Below are 19,798 nucleotides of genomic sequence, written 5' to 3' on the forward strand. Positions count from 1 at the left end.
CATTTATTCTGTTCAAAAAAAAGCCCGCTGAGTAGCGGGCGGGTATCTGTTTGCATTTCGCAGACGCGTGACACTGCCCGAAGATCAGGGAGTACGCCACCAGCCGTGCAGAGTGAAATGTGCTGTCATTTTCAGATACCTTTCTCGTGTGAACTTGCGTACTAGTTAACTAGTTCAATGGCTGGTTGTCAACCCTTGATTTCAGAATTTCACGTTAAGTCGGTATCATGGCGGTTTCGGATGTCTTCAACCTGTTATGGGAAGTGCTTTGAGCGATACCACCTACGCGATTATTTATGATTTACACAGCCATACTCAGGCCTCTGATGGCCTGCTGACACCCGAAGCCCTGGTTCATCGTGCCGTTGAAATGCGCATCGGCACGCTGGCGATAACCGATCACGATACGACGGATGCCATTCCGGCAGCGCGCGCCGAGATTGCCCGCTGCGGGCTGGCACTCAATCTGGTGCCCGGCGTCGAGATTTCGACCGTCTGGGAAAACCATGAGATTCATATCGTTGGCCTGAACATCGATATAGACCATCCGGCACTTATTGAGTTTTTGCAAGAACAAAAAACGCGCCGCAACCAGCGCGCAGAGATGATCGGCGAGCGTCTGGAAAAGGCACATATTCCTGGCGCGCTGGAAGGTGCGCAAAAGCTGGCGAACGGCGGGGCGGTTACGCGCGGTCATTTCGCCCGTTTTCTGGTAGAGGCGGGTAAAGCCACGACGATGGCGGATGTCTTTAAAAAGTATCTGGCGCGCGGGAAAACCGGATACGTTCCGCCACAGTGGTGTACAATAAAACAAGGTATTGATGTGATTCATCATTCTGGCGGTAAGGCCGTGCTGGCCCATCCGGGGCGGTATAATCTTTCTGCTAAATGGCTGAAAAGGCTGCTGGCGCACTTTGCCGAAAACGGTGGTGAGGCGATGGAAGTCGCCCAGTGTCAGCAGGCGCCCAATGAGCGCGCGCAGCTCGCGACCTATGCCCGACAGTACGGTCTGCTTGGCTCACAGGGTTCTGATTTCCATCAGCCCTGCGCCTGGATCGAACTGGGGCGCAAGCTCTGGCTGCCTGCTGGCGTTGAGCCGGTCTGGCAGCTCTGGGAACAGCCGCAGCAAATTGAAGAGAGGGAAGTATGAGTCAGTTTTTCTATATCCATCCGGACAACCCGCAGCCACGTCTGATTAACCAGGCCGTGGAGATCGTCCGCAAAGGCGGCGTGATTGTCTATCCGACCGATTCAGGCTACGCGCTGGGCTGCAAAATTGAAGATAAAGGGGCGATGGAACGCATTTGCCGTATTCGCCAGCTGCCGGACGGCCATAACTTTACCCTGATGTGCCGCGATCTCTCTGAGCTTTCCACCTATGCTTATGTGGATAACGTGGCGTTTCGCCTGATCAAGAACAACACGCCGGGCAACTACACCTTCATCCTGAAAGGGACGAAAGAGGTGCCGCGCCGCCTGCTGCAGGAAAAGCGTAAGACTATCGGCATGCGCGTGCCGTCGAATCCGATTGCGCAGGCGCTGCTGGAAACCCTCGGCGAACCGATGCTCTCTACCTCGCTGATGCTGCCGGGCAGCGAGTTTACCGAGTCCGATCCGGAAGAGATCAAAGATCGTCTGGAGAAGGTGGTCGAGCTGATTATTCACGGCGGTTATCTCGGCCAGCAGCCGACCACCGTGGTCGACTTAACCGAAGATGCACCGGAAGTGATTCGAGAAGGCGTGGGTGACGTAAAGCCTTTCTTGTAATGGTATAAGCAGATATACTACGCGGCCATCAAAGCAGGGCTCAGCCCTCTTTTGACCTGATTCGACGCCTGTGAAGGCGACACCTGAGGAAGCTCAATGAGCGAGAAGTTACAGAAAGTGCTGGCGCGTGCCGGCCACGGTTCACGCCGTGAAATCGAAGCCATTATTGAAGCGGGCCGCGTGAGTGTGGACGGTAAAATCGCCACGCTGGGTGACCGCGTAGAAATCGTACCGGGGCTGAAGATCCGCATCGACGGTCATCTTATCTCCGTGAAAGAGTCCGCTGAGCAGATCTGCCGCGTGCTGGCTTACTATAAGCCGGAAGGCGAGCTGTGTACCCGCAATGACCCGGAAGGTCGCCCGACGGTGTTTGACCGTCTGCCTAAACTGCGTGGCGCTCGCTGGATTGCCGTTGGCCGTCTGGACGTGAACACCTGCGGTCTGCTGCTGTTTACCACCGATGGTGAACTGGCAAACCGTCTGATGCATCCAAGCCGTGAAGTGGAACGTGAATACGCGGTGCGCGTGTTCGGCCAGGTTGATGAGAATAAACTGCGCGACCTGTCGCGTGGCGTTCAGCTGGAAGACGGTCCTGCGGCGTTCAAAACCATCAAATTTACCGGTGGGGAAGGCATCAACCAGTGGTACAACGTGACCCTGACCGAAGGCCGCAACCGCGAGGTGCGTCGTCTCTGGGAAGCGGTAGGCGTGCAGGTTAGCCGCCTGATCCGTGTCCGTTACGGCGACATCCTGCTGCCAAAAGGCCTGCCGCGTGGGGGTTATACCGAACTGGATCTGACCCAGACCAACTATCTGCGCGAGCTGGTCGGTCTGACGCCGGAAACCACCTCTAAAGTGGCGGTGGAAAAAGATCGTCGCCGCATGAAGGCGAACCAGATTCGCCGTGCGGTGAAGCGTCACAGCCAGGTGAGCAGCAACCGCCGCTCTGGCAGCCGTAATAACAACGGTTAATGTAAAAGCCCGGTGAAGACACCGGGCTTTTTTCTTTAGTAATCAATACCCATCTGCGCTTTGATGCCCGCATCAAACGCATGTTTAACCGGACGCAGCTCGCTGACGGTATCTGCCAGCTCCAGAATATCCCGATGACACCCGCGCCCCGTGATGATGACCGTCTGATGGGCGGGACGGTTTTTCAGTGCATTAAGCACCTCTTCCAGCGGCAAATAGTCGTAGGCGACCATATACGTGATTTCATCCAGCAGAACCATATTGAGTGAAGGATCGGCCAGCATTCTTTTAGCGTGCTCCCAGACGGCCAGACAGGCTGCGGTATCGGTTTCGCGGTTCTGGGTGTCCCACGTAAATCCGGTCGCCATCACTTGGAACTCAACGCCGTGAGGCTCAAGCAGATTACGCTCGCCGTTAGGCCACTCACCTTTAATAAACTGGATAACGCCGACCTTCTGCCCGTGGCCGACGGCGCGTGTCGCCGTGCCGAATGCGGCCGTGGTTTTCCCTTTGCCGTTGCCGGTAAAGACGATGACGATCCCGCGCTCGTCCTGAGCGGCCGCGACGCGCGCATCGACCTGTTCCTTCAGACGCTGCTGGCGCTGCTGATGACGTTCTTCACTCATTGCGAGATTCCTGGTTTACGGCCCGGCTGGGCGTCAAAGGTCATCCCGGTTTTGCGGCGGCTGTCGTCGCCCATCAGCCAGAGATAGAGCGGCATAATGTCTGCCGGCGTTTTCAGCTTCTGCGGGTCTTCCGTCGGGAAGGCGCTGGCGCGCATTTTGGTGCGCGTACCGCCCGGGTTAATGCAGTTTACGCGCAGATGGCGGCTTTGGTACTCCTCTGCCAACACCTGCATCATGCCCTCGGTTGCGAATTTTGATACGGCATAGGCACCCCAGTTTGCGCGCCCCTCACGGCCTACGCTGGAGGAGGTGAACACCAGTGAACCCGAATCCGATTTGAGTAATAAAGGAAGGAGTGCCTGGGTCAGGAAAAACGTCCCGTTGACGTTGACCTGCATGACCTCCTGCCAGATCTCGGGATCCTGTTCATCCATCGGGCGAACTTCGCCAAGCAAGCCGGCATTATGCAGTACGCCGTCCAGGCGCGGGTAATGGGTGCTGATGCGGTGAGCAAGCTCCTGACATGACGCGGGCGTGCAGGTGAGCAGATCGAGCGTGTACCAGCGAGCAGGAATCCCACCTGCGGCTTCAATCTCCTGCGCCACCCCTTTAAGTTTTTCTTCGTTGCGGCCGGTCAGGATGACGCTCGCGCCATACTCAGCGTAGGTCAGCGCCGCTTCACGGCCAATCCCGTCGCTGGCCCCAGTGACAAGAATGATGCGGTTCTGCAGCAGATTTTTTTGCGGTTGATAATGCAAGGTGACTCCTCGGCGCACGGTGACTTAAACACGCCTTCTTTTGTGACTTTTCGGCTTTATGCCCGAATTCGCCTGATAATTCAATCAGTCTACAGGACGCATTGCTGTAAAATTAACAATTTGCAAATATTTAAACGCCAGACCGGGGATTCCTGAAGGCGCCTCGCAGAGGTAGTGTCACGAGCGAGACGCATGGGCAGGGGTGTTGTACACTGCCGTGAAAGATTCGTGGTTAAATCAAGGTGGAACGCGTGGAATTACTTTCTCAATATGGGTTGTTTTTGGCGAAAATCGCGACGGTGGTGATTGCCATTGCGGTGGTTGCCGTTCTGATTGTCAACCTGACGCAGCGCAAGCGTCAGCGAGGGGAGTTACGCATCACCCGCCTGAGCGAGCAGTATAAAGAGATGCAGGAAGAGATGTCTCTGGCGCTGCTTGACAGTCATCAACAGAAGCTGTGGCTCAAAGCGCAGAAGAAAAAGCATAAACAGGAAGCCAAAGCGGCAAAGGCAAAGGCGAAGCTCAATACGCCACAGGATAAGGTCACGCCACGGGTTTACGTGCTCGATTTTAAAGGCAGCATGGATGCGCATGAAGTCGCGTCTTTGCGCGAAGAGGTCACTGCCGTGCTGGCCGTGGCGACGCCGCAGGATCAGGTCGTTGTTCGTCTTGAAAGCCCGGGAGGCGTGGTGCACGGCTACGGCCTGGCGGCCTCTCAGCTGCAGCGTCTGCGTGAAAAACAGATCCCGCTGACCGTGGCCGTAGATAAAGTGGCAGCGAGTGGTGGCTACATGATGGCCTGCGTGGCGGACAAAATTGTGGCCGCACCGTTCTCGATTATCGGCTCGATCGGCGTGGTCGCACAGATCCCGAACTTTAACCGCTTCCTGAAAAATAAAGAGATTGATATCGAGCTTCACACTGCGGGTCAGTACAAACGCACCCTGACGCTGCTGGGGGAAAACACGGAAGAAGGGCGCCAAAAATTCCGTGAGGATCTCAACGAAACGCATCATCTCTTTAAAGACTTTGTGCACCGTATGCGCCCGACGCTGGACATTGAGCAGGTCGCAACGGGTGAGCACTGGTACGGCGTTCAGGCGCAGGAGAAAGGGCTTGTAGATGAAGTCGGAACCAGCGACGATCTGCTGCTCAACCTGATGGAAGGCCGGGAACTGGTGGGCGTCCGCTTTGCCCAGCGCAAGCGACTCCTTGACCGCTTTACCAACAGTGCGGCAGAAAGCGCGGACCGCCTGCTGCTCCGCTGGCTACAGCGTGGACAAAAACCGCTGCTGTAAACAAAAACGCGAGGCTTATGCCTCGCGTTTTACGTTAATCGACCAGGTGATATTTCTCGGAAAGCGTATGTGCCAGGTATTTAAACATGTTAAACACGGCGGTGCTTTTCGGGGTCGGTAAGCCCTGTTCATCAAGGAAGTATTCGCCGCTGAAAACCAGCACGCCATTACGCTGCTCAACGCCGGTGGCTTCAATGCCTGCCAGCGTATCTTCATGGTCACGAATAAGCTTGTTTGCTTCGATAAGCAGAGAGGCTCGGTCAATAGGTTGGGTCGTATTCTGCATAATCCACTCCTTAAACAGTGACAATAGTCTACGCCGAGGGCGCTTTGGGGGCAAATTTTCCCTGTAATGTGAGGGGATAAGGTGCAGGGGCCTGGCTGGCAGGATTTGCTTTTGCATGCTAATAAAGTTGCGTAACGAATTTTATCAGGTAGAGTGTGCGCTTTCGTCATTCTGGCAACAGAATTGCTTGACATTCAACCGGGAATTCGTCACGAATTACACGAGATGTGAGAAAAATACCCGAGAACTCAATCACCTGGGCGTCTTTTCTTTAACGCCCGGTAAGACAAAGGGGTTGATATCTCCTGACGCAGTCGCAATATCATTGGCTCGTCGTCAGCGGAAGGGAAATCAACGTGCGGCGTATTCCTGGAAGAATTAAATTAGGTAAAGGTGAATATGGGTAAAGCTCTCGTCATCGTTGAGTCCCCGGCAAAAGCCAAAACGATCAATAAGTATCTGGGTAATGACTACGTGGTTAAGTCCAGCGTTGGTCATATCCGCGATTTGCCGACCAGTGGCTCAGCCAGCAAAAAGAGCGCAGACTCTACCTCCACCAAAGGGGCTAAAAAGCCTAAAAAGGATGAACGTAGCGCGCTTGTCAACCGCATGGGTGTTAACCCATGGCATAACTGGGATGCACAATATGAAGTGCTTCCAGGGAAAGAAAAAGTCGTTAACGAGCTGAAGCAGCTGGCTGAAAAAGCAGACCACATCTATCTCGCAACCGACCTTGACCGCGAAGGGGAAGCCATTGCGTGGCACCTGCGGGAAGTTATCGGGGGTGATGACAAACGCTACAGCCGCGTAGTGTTTAACGAAATTACGAAGAATGCGATTCGTCAGGCGTTTGAGAAGCCGGGCGAGCTAAACATCGACCGTGTTAACGCCCAGCAGGCGCGTCGCTTTATGGACCGCGTTGTAGGCTACATGGTTTCTCCACTGCTGTGGAAAAAGATTGCCCGTGGCCTGTCCGCAGGTCGTGTGCAATCCGTCGCCGTGCGTCTGGTCGTTGAGCGCGAGCGCGAAATTAAAGCCTTCGTGCCGGAAGAGTTCTGGGAGGTCGATGCCAGTGTGACCACGCCGGGCGGTGACGCTCTGCCGCTGCAGGTTACCCACCAGAACGATAAGCCTTTCCGTCCGGAAAACCGCGACCAGACCATGGCCGCCGTGGCGCTGCTGGAAAAGGCACGCTATCAGGTGCTGGAACGTGAAGACAAGCCGACCAGCAGCAAGCCTGGTGCGCCGTTTATCACCTCCACCCTGCAACAGGCGGCCAGCACCCGTCTGGGTTACGGCGTGAAGAAGACCATGATGATGGCCCAGCGGTTGTATGAAGCGGGTTACATCACCTACATGCGTACCGACTCAACCAACCTGAGTCAGGACGCGGTCAACATGGTGCGTGGCTACATCAGCGACAACTTCGGTAAGAAATACCTGCCGGAAAGCGCTAACCAGTTCGCCAGCAAAGAGAATTCTCAGGAAGCGCACGAAGCGATTCGTCCTTCTGATGTCTCCGTGCTGGCTGAATCGCTGAAAGATATGGAAGCCGACGCGCAGAAGCTGTATCAGCTGATCTGGCGTCAGTTCGTGGCGTGCCAGATGACCCCGGCCCAGTACGACTCCACCACGCTGACCGTTGGCGCGGGTGATTTCCGTCTCAAGGCGCGCGGTCGTATTCTGCGTTTCGACGGCTGGACGAAAGTGATGCCTGCGCTGCGTAAAGGTGATGAAGACCGAACGCTGCCTGCGGTGAACAAAGGTGATGAACTGTCTCTGGTTGAGCTGATCCCGGCTCAGCACTTCACCAAGCCACCGGCACGCTTCAGTGAAGCATCTCTGGTAAAAGAGCTGGAAAAACGCGGTATTGGCCGTCCGTCGACCTACGCGTCAATTATCTCGACGATTCAGGATCGCGGTTACGTCCGTGTTGAAAACCGTCGTTTCTATGCGGAAAAAATGGGTGAGATCGTCACCGATCGTCTGGAAGCCAACTTCCGCGAGCTGATGAACTACGATTTCACCGCGCAAATGGAAGACAGTCTCGACCAGGTTGCCAGCCACCAGGCGGAATGGAAAAAGGTCCTCGACAGCTTCTTCAGCGACTTCACCGACCAGCTTGAAAAAGCGGAGAAAGACCCTGAAGAGGGCGGCATGCTGCCTAACCAGATGGTACTGACCAGCATCGACTGCCCAACCTGTGGCCGCAAGATGGGGATCCGTACTGCCACCACGGGCGTGTTCCTGGGCTGCTCCGGCTATGCGCTGTCGCCAAAAGAGCGCTGCAAAACCACCATCAACCTGGTGCCGGAGAACGAAGTTCTCAACGTGCTGGAAGGTGACGATGCGGAAACGAACGCTCTGCGTGCCAAGCGCCGCTGCAAAAAATGCGGCACGGCAATGGACAGCTACCTGATCGATCCAAAACGCAAGCTGCACGTGTGTGGTAATAACCCAACGTGTGACGGGTATGAGATCGAAGAGGGCGAGTTCCGCATTAAAGGCTATGACGGCCCGATTGTGGAGTGCGAGAAGTGTGGTTCTGAAATGCACCTGAAAATGGGACGTTTCGGTAAGTACATGGCCTGCACCAACGACGAATGTAAAAACACGCGCAAAATTCTGCGTAACGGTGAAGTGGCCCCGCCGAAGGAAGATCCGGTTCCGCTGCCAGAATTGCCGTGTGAGAAATCCGACGCGTACTTCGTGCTGCGTGACGGCGCGGCAGGTGTCTTCCTGGCCGCCAACACCTTCCCGAAATCGCGCGAAACCCGCGCGCCGCTGGTGGAAGAGCTATATCGCTTCCGCGATCGTCTGCCGGAGAAACTGCGTTATCTGGCCGATGCGCCGCAGCAGGATCCGGAAGGCAACAAAACCGTGGTGCGTTTTAGCCGTAAAACAAAGCAGCAGTATGTTGCGGCAGAGAAAGAAGGTAAAGCGACCGGATGGTCAGCCTTCTTTGTCGATGGCAAATGGGTTGAAGGCAAGAAATAATCTTCCCTAACCGTAACTTACCTGTAAAAGGGCCGGATTTCCGGCCCTTTTTTATTACCTTGTTATTATTTTTTGTTCCGTACTATACAGTCAGGCTATAAATGATATAGTGGTTATAGTTAACCCGTTTCTTATTATTAAATCGTCTTAAGCGAATGACCGCATGCGCTAAATCGGATGGTCTGGCATGAAATTACAGCAGCTTCGTTATATTGTTGAGGTGGTGAATCATAACCTTAACGTCTCTTCTACCGCCGAGGGGCTATATACCTCGCAACCGGGCATCAGCAAACAAGTTCGTATGCTGGAGGATGAGTTAGGCATTCAGATCTTCGCCCGCAGCGGTAAGCATCTCACTCAGGTGACGCCTGCAGGGCAGGAAATCATCCGCATTGCGCGTGAAGTCCTCTCTAAAGTCGATGCGATTAAGTCTGTGGCGGGGGAGCATACCTGGCCGGATAAAGGCTCGCTGTATATTGCCACGACGCATACTCAGGCGCGCTATGCGCTACCCGGCGTGATCAAAGGCTTTATCGAGCGTTATCCTCGCGTCTCGTTGCATATGCACCAGGGCTCGCCAACGCAAATCGCTGAAGCCGTCTCTAAGGGGAATGCAGACTTTGCCATCGCCACCGAAGCGCTTCACCTGTATGACGATCTGGTGATGCTCCCGTGCTACCACTGGAACCGTTCTATTGTGGTGACCCCCGATCACCCCTTGGCGGGTAAAGGGTCGGTCACTATCGAAGAGCTGGCCCAGTATCCTCTGGTGACCTATACGTTTGGCTTTACTGGCCGGTCCGAGCTTGATACGGCATTTAACCGGGCAGGGTTAACGCCGCGCATTGTCTTTACCGCGACCGATGCCGACGTGATTAAGACCTATGTCCGGCTTGGATTGGGCGTGGGCGTCATCGCCAGCATGGCGGTCGATCCGGTGTCAGACCCTGACCTGGTGCGTCTTGATGCGCACGACGTTTTCAGCCATAGCACCACAAAAATTGGGTTCCGCCGCAGCACCTTCCTGCGCAGCTATATGTATGATTTTATTCAGCGCTTTGCCCCTCATTTAACGCGTGACGTGGTGGATACCGCCGTGGCATTACGCTCAAATGAAGATATTGAAGAGATGTTTAAAGACATCAAACTCCCCGAAAAATAATCACACCCGGTATCTTTCCCCCAGGGAAAGATACCGAAATAACGCCTCAAAGCTAAATTAGAATTATCATCATCTGCTTTCCCTGCCATATAATGTCATTAGCCATTTGCTTTGTAAGGTTTTAATGTCGTGAATTGGCGACAAAAGTAGAAACTAATTTACGCCTCCGCAAATTTTTCTTTTCAATAATTTATTTCTGGTCAAAAGATTGAATATTTCATACCTCCCGGTGCGTAAATTCACTGGCTTTTCGGCTAAAGTTTCTTTAGGATTTATCTCAACAGATGATTAATTGTACCAATTGTTTGGTCCTAAATGATAAGCGATGTCGATTGTATGAGGTTAGCAATGCCTTCAGGAAGTGAAGAACCGCAAAGGGATCCTGCGCTCAAGCGTAAAGCCTGGCTGGCGGTCTTTCTCGTCTCCGCCTTGTTTTGGGTGGCTGTTGCTCTCCTGGCCTGGAGATATTGGGGTTAAATATGGCAGTGACGGTACGTACCGCTTCGGTAAAACAGATGTGTCAGCATCGTGACAACGGCCACAGAGGGCGTAAAGCACCTGCAACTGTTGTACCTGCGTCCTGGAAACTGACGCCGCAGCAGCAAGCGTTTATTGATGTGTTCGCAGAAGACGAACCCAAAAAACAATAATTTAGTTTATTGCGTAATGATGCAAATAGTCTGAATATCGACTCTGCACTTTTGTACTCTTTAATAAATACACATCAGCAATATAGCACTGAGGAACAACCTCGGAATTTTTATAAATAATGCCTGGTGTCCCTATGATGAATAACATGACGTCTCACAAATACTGGTCGTGGATCGGCGTTTTTACCGTGTCGATTCTGTTCTGGAGTCAGCTCATCTGGCTGGCGCTCCACTAAATTGTAAAACCTCGCTACGGCGGGGTTTTTTGTTTCCCCCTTGTGGACCAATCCGAAATTTATCAATTTGGGTTGTTATCAAAACGTTACGACATCTTTGTGTTATCTTTAATTACAGCCCTGATGATTGTCGGGACATCTCTGTGATTAAGGAGGAGCTTATGTCGTTAACCCTACGCGAAGCCAGTAAGGATACGTTACAGGCAGAAAATAAAACCTGGCACTACTACAGCCTGCCGCTGGCTGCCAGAACGCTTGGGGACATTTCGCGTTTACCCAAGTCCTTGAAAGTTTTACTTGAAAATCTCTTGCGCTGGCAGGACGGTGAATCCGTCACGCTCGATGATATCCAGGCGCTGGCAGGGTGGCTTGAGAAGGCCCATGCCGACAGAGAAATCGCCTACCGCCCGGCAAGGGTGCTGATGCAGGACTTTACCGGTGTTCCGGCCGTGGTTGATTTAGCCGCGATGCGCGAAGCCGTGAAGCGTCTCGGCGGAGATACGGCAAAGGTTAACCCGCTTTCCCCCGTTGACCTCGTCATTGACCACTCCGTGACCGTTGACCACTTCGGTGATGACGATGCCTTTGGTGAAAACGTTCGTCTCGAGATGGAGCGTAACCACGAGCGCTACGTCTTCCTGAAGTGGGGACAGCAGGCGTTCAGCCGATTTAGCGTGGTCCCGCCAGGCACCGGCATTTGTCACCAGGTAAACCTTGAATATCTGGGTAAAGCCGTCTGGAGCGAATTGCAGGATAAAGAGTGGGTGGCTTATCCGGACACGCTGGTGGGCACGGATTCACATACCACCATGATCAACGGTCTGGGCGTGCTGGGCTGGGGCGTCGGCGGTATTGAAGCGGAAGCCGCCATGCTCGGCCAGCCGGTATCCATGCTGATTCCGGATGTGGTGGGCTTCAAGCTCACCGGAAAACTGTCTGAAGGCATTACCGCCACCGATCTGGTGCTGACCGTCACCCAGATGCTGCGCAAGCATGGTGTGGTAGGCAAGTTTGTCGAATTCTACGGTGACGGACTGGATTCACTGCCGCTGGCCGACCGCGCCACCATTGCCAATATGGCGCCGGAATACGGTGCCACCTGCGGCTTTTTCCCCATTGACGACGTCACGCTGGAGTACATGCGCCTCAGCGGCCGCAGCGAAGAGCAGGTCGCGCTGGTGGAAGCGTATACCAAAGCGCAGGGCATGTGGCGCAATCCGGGCGATGAGCCTGTTTTCACCAGCACGCTTGAACTCGATATGGGAAGCGTCGAAGCGAGCCTCGCGGGGCCGAAACGCCCGCAGGACAGGGTTGCGCTGACCGACGTGCCGAAAGCGTTTGCCGACAGCAATGCCCTGGAAGTGAACGTGGCGCAGAAAGACCATCGTCCCGTCGACTATGTTCTGAACGGACATCAGTATCAGCTTCCGGACGGCGCGGTTGTGATTGCCGCGATTACCTCCTGCACCAACACGTCCAACCCCAGCGTATTAATGGCGGCCGGTCTGCTGGCTAAGAAAGCGGTAGAGCTTGGGCTAAAACCTCAGCCGTGGGTTAAGGCCTCGCTGGCACCGGGCTCCAAAGTGGTGTCGGATTACCTGGCTCAGGCCAAACTGACGCCGTACCTGGACGAGCTGGGCTTTAACCTCGTGGGCTACGGCTGTACGACCTGTATTGGTAACTCCGGGCCACTGCCTGAACCCATCGAAACGGCGATCAAGCAGGGTGACCTGACGGTAGGCGCCGTTCTTTCCGGTAACCGAAACTTTGAAGGGCGCATTCACCCGCTGGTAAAAACCAACTGGCTTGCTTCGCCGCCGCTGGTGGTGGCATACGCTCTCGCAGGGAAAATGAATATCAACCTGGTGACCGATCCGATTGGTCACGATCGTAAGAATGATCCTGTCTATCTGAAAGATATTTGGCCTTCTTCACGTGAAATCGCGCTGGCCGTTGAGAAGGTCTCTACCGAGATGTTCCGCAAAGAGTACGCGGAAGTCTTTGAAGGCACGCCGGAATGGAAAGCCATCAACGTTGCAGGTTCGGATACCTATGGCTGGCAGGATGACTCGACCTATATTCGTCTGTCGCCGTTCTTTGATGAGATGCTGGCCGAGCCGGCGCCGCTTAAGGATATCCATGGCGCGCGTATCCTGGCCATGCTGGGGGATTCTGTCACGACGGATCATATCTCTCCGGCGGGGAGCATCAAAGCCGATAGCCCGGCAGGCCGTTACCTGCAAAGTCGGGGTGTCGAACGCCGCGATTTTAACTCCTACGGCTCGCGCCGCGGTAACCATGAAGTCATGATGCGCGGGACCTTTGCCAACATCCGCATTCGTAACGAAATGGTGCCGGGCGTGGAAGGGGGCATGACGCGCCATCTGCCGGGGACGGAAGTCGTGTCGATTTATGATGCGGCGGTCAAATACCAACAGGAAGGGACGCCGCTGGCGGTGATTGCCGGGAAAGAGTACGGTTCCGGCTCCAGCCGCGACTGGGCGGCGAAAGGCCCGCGCCTGCTTGGCGTTCGGGTGGTCATCGCCGAATCGTTCGAACGTATTCACCGTTCGAATCTGATCGGCATGGGGATCCTGCCGCTTGAGTTCCCGCAGGGCGTGACGCGTAAAACGCTGGGCCTGACCGGGGAAGAGCAGATTGACATTAGCGGCCTGCAAAACCTGCAGCCGGGTAAAACGGTGCCGGTAACGTTAACGCGGGCAGACGGGAAAACCGAGGTGCTGGATTGTCGGTGCCGTATTGATACGGCAACCGAGCTGACCTACTACCAGAACGACGGCATTTTACATTACGTGATTCGTAAGATGCTGGATTGATGAAACGAGCCCGGCACGCGTGCCGGGCTTTTTACATCACTCTTTCAGCAGATGGCCCATTTTGGCGGCTTTGGTATCAAGGTAGTGGGCATTTTTCGGGTTACGGCCGACAATCAGCGGTACACGTTCAACGATGTTGATCCCGGCTTCGGTCAGGATTTCCACTTTTTTCGGGTTATTGGTCAGCAGACGAACTTCGTCTACGCCCAGCAGCTTGAACATATCGGCGCATAAGGTGAAGTCACGTTCGTCAGCGGCAAAACCGAGCTGATGGTTGGCTTCAACCGTATCGTAGCCCTGGTCCTGAAGCGCGTAGGCGCGAATTTTATTCAGCAAACCAATGTTACGCCCTTCCTGACGGTGATAAAGCAGCACGCCGCGGCCTTCTTCAGCAATATGAGAAAGGGCTGCTTCCAGCTGGAAACCGCAATCACAGCGCAGGCTGAACAGCGCGTCGCCGGTGAGACACTCTGAATGGACGCGGGACAGCACCGGCGTCTGCCCTGAAATGTCGCCATATACCAGTGCGACATGATCCTGTCCGGTTGCCAGTTCTTCAAAACCCACCATCAGGAAATCGCCCCATGGGGTTGGCAGTTTGGCCTCTGCCACACGTTTAAGCTGCATGTGATTCTCCAGAGTAGGCTGACACGTTTCGTGCCTGTGCCCTGTTTTGCTTTCTGTATCAGTTTATTTTGCCACAAGCTCAGCAGGTTCGCCTAATGGGCACCATGCGATATGACCGTTAAAAGCACGATCCGACATCTCCACCCAGCGAACAAATTTCAGTTATGATTGTGACGCTTAGCAAAAAGGAGAAGACATGCATTCAATCGCCAGACGTACGGCAGCAGGTGCGGCCATTTTACTGATTATGCCTTTGGCCGTATGGCTTTCAGGGTGGATGTGGCAGCCCGGGCAGAACGCCACGTGGCTGAAAACCTTATACTGGATTACGGAAACGGTCACCCAGCCCTGGGGAATTATCACCCACGTCCTCCTGTGCGCCTGGTTTCTGTGGTGCCTGCGCTTTCGTCTGCGCGCGGCGCTAATGCTCTTTGCGATCCTCGGCGGCGCTATCCTTATCGGTCAGGGCGTAAAATCCTGGGTGAAAGATCGCGTTCAGGAGCCGCGTCCTTTTGTCGTCTGGCTGGAAAAAACGCACCATATTCCGGTGGATGAGTTCTACACTTTAAAGCGTAAAGATCGTGGCGCACTGGTGAAAGAACAGCTTGCGGAACAGCAGGATATCCCGAAATTCTTGCGTAAACACTGGCAGAAAGAGACCGGGTTCGCGTTTCCCTCCGGCCACACCATGTTTGCGGCCAGCTGGGCGCTGCTGGGGGTTGGGCTGCTTTGGCCTAGACGTCGAACGGTCACCATCGTCATTTTACTGGTCTGGGCGACGGGAGTGATGGGCAGCCGCTTATTGCTGGGGATGCACTGGCCACGGGACCTGGTCGTCGCCACGCTCATCTCGTGGATGCTGGTGATGCTGGCGACCTGGCTGGCTGAACGATTCTGCGGCCCGCTAACGCCACCGCCGGAAGAGAAAGAAGAAATAGCCGAAAGGGACCAAACGGACGCCTGAAGGTTGATATTGCGCATTTTGCCCATAGAACCATGACTGGCGCGTCACTTTTTCCATTTCGCGCCCGTCACTAAAATGGTAGTTTATAAGGCTGATTGCGGTAAGTTGAACATACTTTATTCGCTTGAACCACATAACGGGAAGTAATGTGAAATATTTACTCATTTTCTTACTGGTATTGGCGATTTTTGTCATTTCAGTCACATTGGGTGCACAAAACGATCAGCAGGTGACGTTTAACTATCTGCTGGCTCAGGGCGAGTATCGCGTGTCGAGCCTGCTCGCGGTCTTATTTGCTGCAGGCTTTGCCATTGGCTGGCTGGTTTGCGGTTTGTTCTGGTTAAAAGTCCGTGTTTCGCTTGCGCGCGCTGAACGTAAAATCAAACGACTCGAACATCACATTGCGCCTGCGTCCGACATGCCGGAAAGCTCTGGCGTGCCGGTCGTGAAGGAATAATCGACGATGCTGGAGTTGTTGTTTCTGCTTTTGCCTGTCGCCGCAGCCTATGGCTGGTATATGGGCCGCAGAAGTGCGCAACAAACAAAACAGGATGAGGCCAACCGGCTCTCCCGCGACTACGTTGCGGGGGTGAACTTCCTCCTGAGCAATCAGCAGGACAAAGCGGTAGACCTGTTCCTCGATATGCTGAAAGAGGATACGGGGACCGTAGAAGCCCATCTCACTCTCGGTAACCTGTTCCGCTCTCGCGGCGAGGTTGACCGCGCCATTCGTATTCACCAGACCCTGATGGAAAGCGCCTCGCTGACCTACGATCAACGACTGCTGGCCGTACAGCAGTTGGGACGAGATTACATGGCTGCGGGGCTGTACGATCGCGCGGAAGATATGTTTGCGCAGCTGGTGGATGAAACAGATTTCCGCATCGGCGCGCTGCAGCAGCTCCTGCAGATTTATCAGGCCACCAGCGACTGGCAGAAAGCCATTGATACGGCTGAACGTCTGGTGAAGCTGGGTAAAGATAAGCAGCGCGTTGAGATCGCCCATTTCTACTGTGAGCTTGCCCTTCAGCAGATGGGCAATGACGACATGGACAAAGCCATGGCGCTGCTGAAGAAAGGTGCCGCCGCGGACCGCAACAGCGCCCGTATCTCCATCATGATGGGGCGCGTTTTTATGGCGAATGGCGACTACGCCAAAGCCGTTGAAAGCCTGCTGCGGGTTATCGACCAGGACAAAGAGCTGGTCAGTGAAACGCTGGAAATGCTGCAAACCTGCTATCAACAGCTGGACAAGCGGGAAGAGTGGGTGGCATTTCTGCGTCGCTGCGTGGAAGAGAATACCGGCGCAACCGCGGAACTGATGCTTGCTGACGTTGTTGAGCAGTATGAGGGGGGCGACACCGCGCAGGTCTATATCACCCGACAGCTTCAGCGTCATCCGACCATGCGGGTCTTCCATAAGCTGATAGATTACCACCTGAACGACGCGGAAGAAGGGCGCGCGAAAGAGAGCCTGATGGTGCTTCGCGACATGGTTGGCGAGCAGGTGCGCAGCAAACCGCGCTACCGTTGCCAGAAGTGTGGTTTTACCGCCTACACGCTCTACTGGCATTGTCCGTCCTGCCGGGCCTGGTCCACCATCAAGCCCATCCGCGGCCTGGACGGGCAGTAATTTTTAAAAGCCTTCATTTTAGTTACAACATACTGATGGTATTTAACGTTTTCTGAGCACCGTGCGGTTTGCCGGCCTGGCAGCCAGATAAATGGATTCTGTCAATTTGCGGCGTCGGCAGGTAGAATGCTGGCCGTTTATCTGTTCCGCGCCGCTGCGCGCCCATAGACGAAAAGGGTTGGTCATGACGTCTGTTACATCCTCCACTTCCCGCGTAATTACGGATTCTCCTGTTGTTGTTGCGCTTGATTACAATAAGCGTGACGCTGCACTGGCGTTTGTCGACGGTATCGACCCTCGCGATTGCCGCCTGAAAGTTGGCAAAGAGATGTTCACGCTGTTTGGACCGCAAATCGTTCGCGATCTGCAACAGCGCGGCTTTGACGTTTTCCTCGACCTCAAATTCCATGATATTCCGAACACCACGGCCCACGCCGTTGCTGCAGCCGCCGAGCTGGGCGTATGGATGGTCAACGTCCATGCGTCGGGTGGGGCAAGAATGATGACCGCTGCCCGTGAGGCGCTCCTGCCGTTCGGTAACGACGCGCCGCTGCTTATCGCCGTCACCGTGCTGACCAGTATGGACGAAAATGATTTACGCGACCTTAGCGTGACGTTGTCACCTGCGGAACATGCCGAACGTCTCGCGCGTCTGACGCAGCAGTGCGGCCTGGATGGCGTAGTCTGCTCCGCGCAGGAAGCGGTACGTTTCAAATCAGCGCTGGGCCAGGATTTTAAACTCGTTACGCCGGGGATCCGTCCTGCGGGCAGCGACGTGGGCGATCAGCGTCGCATCATGACGCCTGAGCAGGCGCTGGCGGCGGGCGTTGACTATATGGTCATTGGACGTCCGGTGACGCAGTCTGCAAACCCGGCAGAGACGCTTAAGGCTATCAACGCATCGCTGAAAAAGGGGGCGTAATGACCGATTCCAACAGCCGTCTGGTCTACTCAACCGAGAGCGGGCGTATCGACGAACCGAAAACGAAAGTGGAACGTCCTAAGGGGGACGGTATCGTGCGCATTCAGCGTCAGACCAGCGGACGTAAGGGGAAAGGGGTCTGCCTTATTTCCGGTATTGATCTGGATGATGCTGAACTGACAAAGCTGGCTGCCGAACTGAAAAAGAAATGTGGATGCGGCGGGGCCGTGAAGGACGGCATTATCGAAATCCAGGGTGATAAACGTGATTTAATTAAATCACTGCTCGAAGCCAAAGGCATGAAAGTCAAACTGGCAGGCGGCTAAAATAAATGAGCCACGGCAAATGCCGTGGCTCGTGTTATATACGTGCGTGTGTCAGACCTGAAATGCGTTTAAATATCGCAACATCGAGGAAGGCTTAGATAATAGTTATTTGCCAACCTGGTGACCGATAATACCACCGACAGCAGCGCCACCTAATGTACCCAGCGTACTACCATCCGTTAATACTGCACCACCGAGAGCACCGGCACCGGCACCAATCGCGGTGTTACGGTCACGTTTAGACCAGTTAGAGCATGCGCTCAGGGACATAGCGACAGTGATTGCCAGAACAGCGGCGGCTAATTTTTTGCTGGTTAAGGTCATAATACTTTCTCCTGAATTATCGATTCACGGAAAGATGTACACGTTAAGTATAGACTAATCGAATACTTAATTCTTTTCCCCGTGAAAGCTGGTCGCGCAGGCGTTACTTCATCACGCAGGTGATAGTCACTTCCTGTTATATCGCTAATAGTAATTTTACGACTTTAGGGCAGGTTAAACAGGTAAAAACTCTTAAAGCAGGGTTAAGAATCATCTCAGAGAAAGACGTGTGCGCCCGAAATACGGGCGCGGAGGGAAATCAGGCGCTGGCTTTAATAATATTGACGATCAAACCGCTCTCTTCGAGTTTATTGCGATGCGCTTCGCTCAAACGGTCATCGGTAATCACGCGGCTAAAGCGTGCAGCGGGACCCATCGTGTAAGGGTGAACGGCACCAAATTTAGAGCTGTCGGTGAGCACAATGGCTTCGCACTCTTTTTCCAGTACGGCATTCACCACGTCAGAGCGCATCATATCCCGGCCGGTAAAGCCTGTCTCCGGCTGCCAGCCGTCAATCCCGATAAAGGCCTTACTGAAATGAACCTGCTGGACGTACTGACGGGTCAGCGGGCCAACCATGCTTTCACTTTTTTTCTGATAGATGCCGCCCAGCAGAATCACCTCGCAGCGCGTCTCTTTAAGTAAATGCGCGATATAGCTGCTGACGGTGATAATGGTAACGTCTTTTTGATCGGCAAGCTTTCGCGCCAGAAGGGCATTACTGCTGCCGTTTTCAATAAAGACGGTCTCGCCGTTGTTCACCAGGGACGCAGCAAATTCCGCCAGTTCACGTTTGAGCGCGTAGTTGTTCATCATGCGCGTCTCTACGTCATCACTGTCCAGCGGGACCGCATAGCCGTGCGCGCGACGCAGGTAGCTCTGTTTTTCCAGCAGATTAAGATCCTGACGGATGGTGACTTCAGAAACGCCAGTGGTTTTAGCGAGATCGACTACGCTTACGCGTCCCTGATCGATGACCATCTGCAAAATGAGTTGTTGTCGGGAATTCATAGCATCCATTTAATAAAGCGAAACGAGGTCGGAAACGGTGGGGGTTAAACTTCCCACGGCGCTTTTGGCTGTCTGTTTTCGGGCGCATCGTCAGCGCCATTCTGAGCAAGAAGTTCAGACTTCAGGATCTCAAGATTACGGATAGCAGAGTGATAATCGCCCGCCACCAGGATATCCAGCACGGTATCAATTCGTTGTGCTACAGCTTGTGCGTCAATAGTTGACATAATCTCACCCCAGGCGCGAAAAGTTAATATTTTCAATGATGCAGAAATTGGGTTCAAAAGAGAAGGGAAAAAATGCAATAACCAAATTACATAAACGGAAGTGATAAAATTATTCCCCCTCATGCTGCGGGCTTATTGAGTGGATTAGTCTAAAACTGCGCGCAACGCGCTTTT

General features: G+C 54.1%; 23 protein-coding genes and 1 other annotated feature. Of the genes, 15 read left to right on the forward strand and 8 right to left on the reverse strand.

Annotated elements, in window-relative coordinates; genetic code table 11:
• Positions 1-14: 14 nt before the first annotated feature.
• Positions 15-108, reverse strand: a sequence feature (Trp leader region).
• On the reverse strand, positions 85-129 hold the full coding sequence (gene trpL, locus FHC52_RS23070) for a trp operon leader peptide (protein ID WP_116311720.1): 45 nt from the start codon (positions 127-129) through the stop codon (positions 85-87). (Overlaps the previous feature by 24 nt.)
• A 139-nt stretch (positions 130-268) precedes the next feature.
• Here trpL and rnm point away from each other — a divergent pair, with 139 nt between their 5' ends.
• The 3 genes from rnm (at position 269) to rluB (ending at position 2,739) form a co-directional block, all read left to right on the forward strand.
• The gene (rnm, locus tag FHC52_RS18855; protein ID WP_220420198.1) at positions 269-1,150 is read left to right on the forward strand and encodes an RNase RNM; all 882 of its coding nucleotides are present in this window, start codon (positions 269-271) and stop codon (positions 1,148-1,150) included.
• Positions 1,147-1,767 (forward strand): L-threonylcarbamoyladenylate synthase, encoded by a 621-nt coding sequence (locus FHC52_RS18860; RefSeq protein ID WP_003856793.1) that lies wholly within the window; start codon positions 1,147-1,149, stop codon positions 1,765-1,767. The genes rnm and FHC52_RS18860 overlap by 4 nt, the downstream gene beginning before the upstream one ends.
• 96 nt (positions 1,768-1,863) lie before the next feature.
• A complete protein-coding gene (gene rluB / locus FHC52_RS18865) occupies positions 1,864-2,739 on the forward strand; it encodes a 23S rRNA pseudouridine(2605) synthase RluB (RefSeq protein WP_008502809.1) in 876 nt (291 codons plus the stop codon).
• A gap of 35 nt (positions 2,740-2,774) precedes the next feature.
• On the opposite strand, the gene cobO is transcribed toward rluB, so the two are convergent.
• Together cobO and FHC52_RS18875 are read right to left on the reverse strand one after the other, a co-directional pair.
• Complete coding sequence (gene cobO / locus FHC52_RS18870) at positions 2,775-3,365, reverse strand: cob(I)yrinic acid a,c-diamide adenosyltransferase (protein WP_023292241.1); 591 nt, start codon at positions 3,363-3,365, stop codon at positions 2,775-2,777.
• Positions 3,362-4,123, reverse strand: a complete 762-nt coding sequence (locus tag FHC52_RS18875; protein WP_008502811.1) for a YciK family oxidoreductase — start codon at positions 4,121-4,123, stop codon at positions 3,362-3,364. Before FHC52_RS18875 ends, cobO begins: the two co-directional genes overlap by 4 nt.
• Positions 4,124-4,374: 251 nt before the next feature.
• On the opposite strand from FHC52_RS18875, the gene sohB reads away from it, so the two are divergent.
• Entirely contained in the window at positions 4,375-5,421 is a 1,047-nt protein-coding gene (gene sohB, locus FHC52_RS18880; RefSeq protein ID WP_008502812.1) for a protease SohB, read from the forward strand.
• Positions 5,422-5,455: 34 nt separating this feature from the next.
• On the opposite strand, the gene FHC52_RS18885 is transcribed toward sohB, so the two are convergent.
• Complete coding sequence (locus FHC52_RS18885; protein WP_003856804.1) at positions 5,456-5,707, reverse strand: YciN family protein; 252 nt, start codon at positions 5,705-5,707, stop codon at positions 5,456-5,458.
• A gap of 399 nt (positions 5,708-6,106) precedes the next feature.
• Here FHC52_RS18885 and topA point away from each other — a divergent pair, with 399 nt between their 5' ends.
• From topA to acnA, 6 genes are all read left to right on the forward strand, one after another.
• Positions 6,107-8,704: a type I DNA topoisomerase gene (topA, locus tag FHC52_RS18890; RefSeq protein ID WP_008502813.1), complete on the forward strand. Its 2,598-nt coding sequence runs from the start codon at positions 6,107-6,109 to the stop codon at positions 8,702-8,704.
• 187 nt (positions 8,705-8,891) lie between these two features.
• Positions 8,892-9,866 (forward strand): HTH-type transcriptional regulator CysB, encoded by a 975-nt coding sequence (gene cysB / locus FHC52_RS18895; RefSeq protein ID WP_008502814.1) that lies wholly within the window; start codon positions 8,892-8,894, stop codon positions 9,864-9,866.
• Positions 9,867-10,202: 336 nt separating this feature from the next.
• Positions 10,203-10,343 (forward strand): YmiA family putative membrane protein, encoded by a 141-nt coding sequence (locus FHC52_RS18900; protein WP_213374860.1) that lies wholly within the window; start codon positions 10,203-10,205, stop codon positions 10,341-10,343.
• Between the two features lie 2 nt (positions 10,344-10,345).
• Entirely contained in the window at positions 10,346-10,516 is a 171-nt protein-coding gene (locus FHC52_RS18905; protein ID WP_021240301.1) for a hypothetical protein, read from the forward strand.
• Positions 10,517-10,653: 137 nt separating this feature from the next.
• Positions 10,654-10,752, forward strand: a complete 99-nt coding sequence (gene ymiC / locus FHC52_RS22830) for a small membrane protein YmiC (RefSeq protein WP_032623144.1) — start codon at positions 10,654-10,656, stop codon at positions 10,750-10,752.
• Positions 10,753-10,913: 161 nt separating this feature from the next.
• Entirely contained in the window at positions 10,914-13,589 is a 2,676-nt protein-coding gene (gene acnA, locus FHC52_RS18910) for an aconitate hydratase AcnA (RefSeq protein WP_128299427.1), read from the forward strand.
• 36 nt (positions 13,590-13,625) lie between these two features.
• Here the strand turns inward: acnA and ribA are convergent, their stop codons facing one another.
• A complete protein-coding gene (ribA, locus tag FHC52_RS18915; RefSeq protein WP_008501210.1) occupies positions 13,626-14,216 on the reverse strand; it encodes a GTP cyclohydrolase II in 591 nt (196 codons plus the stop codon).
• Between the two features lie 196 nt (positions 14,217-14,412).
• Here ribA and pgpB point away from each other — a divergent pair, with 196 nt between their 5' ends.
• The 5 genes from pgpB (at position 14,413) to yciH (ending at position 18,061) form a co-directional block, all read left to right on the forward strand.
• Positions 14,413-15,180, forward strand: coding sequence for a phosphatidylglycerophosphatase B (gene pgpB / locus FHC52_RS18920; RefSeq protein ID WP_025913078.1), 768 nt, complete (start codon positions 14,413-14,415; stop codon positions 15,178-15,180).
• A gap of 148 nt (positions 15,181-15,328) precedes the next feature.
• The gene (locus tag FHC52_RS18925) at positions 15,329-15,637 is read left to right on the forward strand and encodes a LapA family protein (protein ID WP_008501212.1); all 309 of its coding nucleotides are present in this window, start codon (positions 15,329-15,331) and stop codon (positions 15,635-15,637) included.
• Between the two features lie 6 nt (positions 15,638-15,643).
• A complete protein-coding gene (gene lapB, locus FHC52_RS18930; RefSeq protein WP_126288959.1) occupies positions 15,644-16,813 on the forward strand; it encodes a lipopolysaccharide assembly protein LapB in 1,170 nt (389 codons plus the stop codon).
• A gap of 184 nt (positions 16,814-16,997) precedes the next feature.
• Complete coding sequence (gene pyrF, locus FHC52_RS18935) at positions 16,998-17,735, forward strand: orotidine-5'-phosphate decarboxylase (RefSeq protein ID WP_126288960.1); 738 nt, start codon at positions 16,998-17,000, stop codon at positions 17,733-17,735.
• The gene (gene yciH / locus FHC52_RS18940; RefSeq protein ID WP_008501215.1) at positions 17,735-18,061 is read left to right on the forward strand and encodes a stress response translation initiation inhibitor YciH; all 327 of its coding nucleotides are present in this window, start codon (positions 17,735-17,737) and stop codon (positions 18,059-18,061) included. Before pyrF ends, yciH begins: the two co-directional genes overlap by 1 nt.
• Before the next feature lie 105 nt (positions 18,062-18,166).
• Here the strand turns inward: yciH and osmB are convergent, their stop codons facing one another.
• From osmB to FHC52_RS18955, 3 genes are all read right to left on the reverse strand, one after another.
• The gene (gene osmB, locus FHC52_RS18945; protein ID WP_008501216.1) at positions 18,167-18,385 is read right to left on the reverse strand and encodes an osmotically-inducible lipoprotein OsmB; all 219 of its coding nucleotides are present in this window, start codon (positions 18,383-18,385) and stop codon (positions 18,167-18,169) included.
• 259 nt (positions 18,386-18,644) lie between these two features.
• Entirely contained in the window at positions 18,645-19,397 is a 753-nt protein-coding gene (locus FHC52_RS18950; RefSeq protein ID WP_126288961.1) for a DNA-binding transcriptional regulator YciT, read from the reverse strand.
• Positions 19,398-19,441: 44 nt separating this feature from the next.
• A complete protein-coding gene (locus FHC52_RS18955; protein ID WP_021240294.1) occupies positions 19,442-19,624 on the reverse strand; it encodes a hypothetical protein in 183 nt (60 codons plus the stop codon).
• Positions 19,625-19,798: the final 174 nt, after the last annotated feature.

It is taken from the genome of Enterobacter sp. EC_64 (genome assembly GCF_019584165.1).
Taxonomy (GTDB): domain Bacteria; phylum Pseudomonadota; class Gammaproteobacteria; order Enterobacterales; family Enterobacteriaceae; genus Enterobacter; species Enterobacter roggenkampii.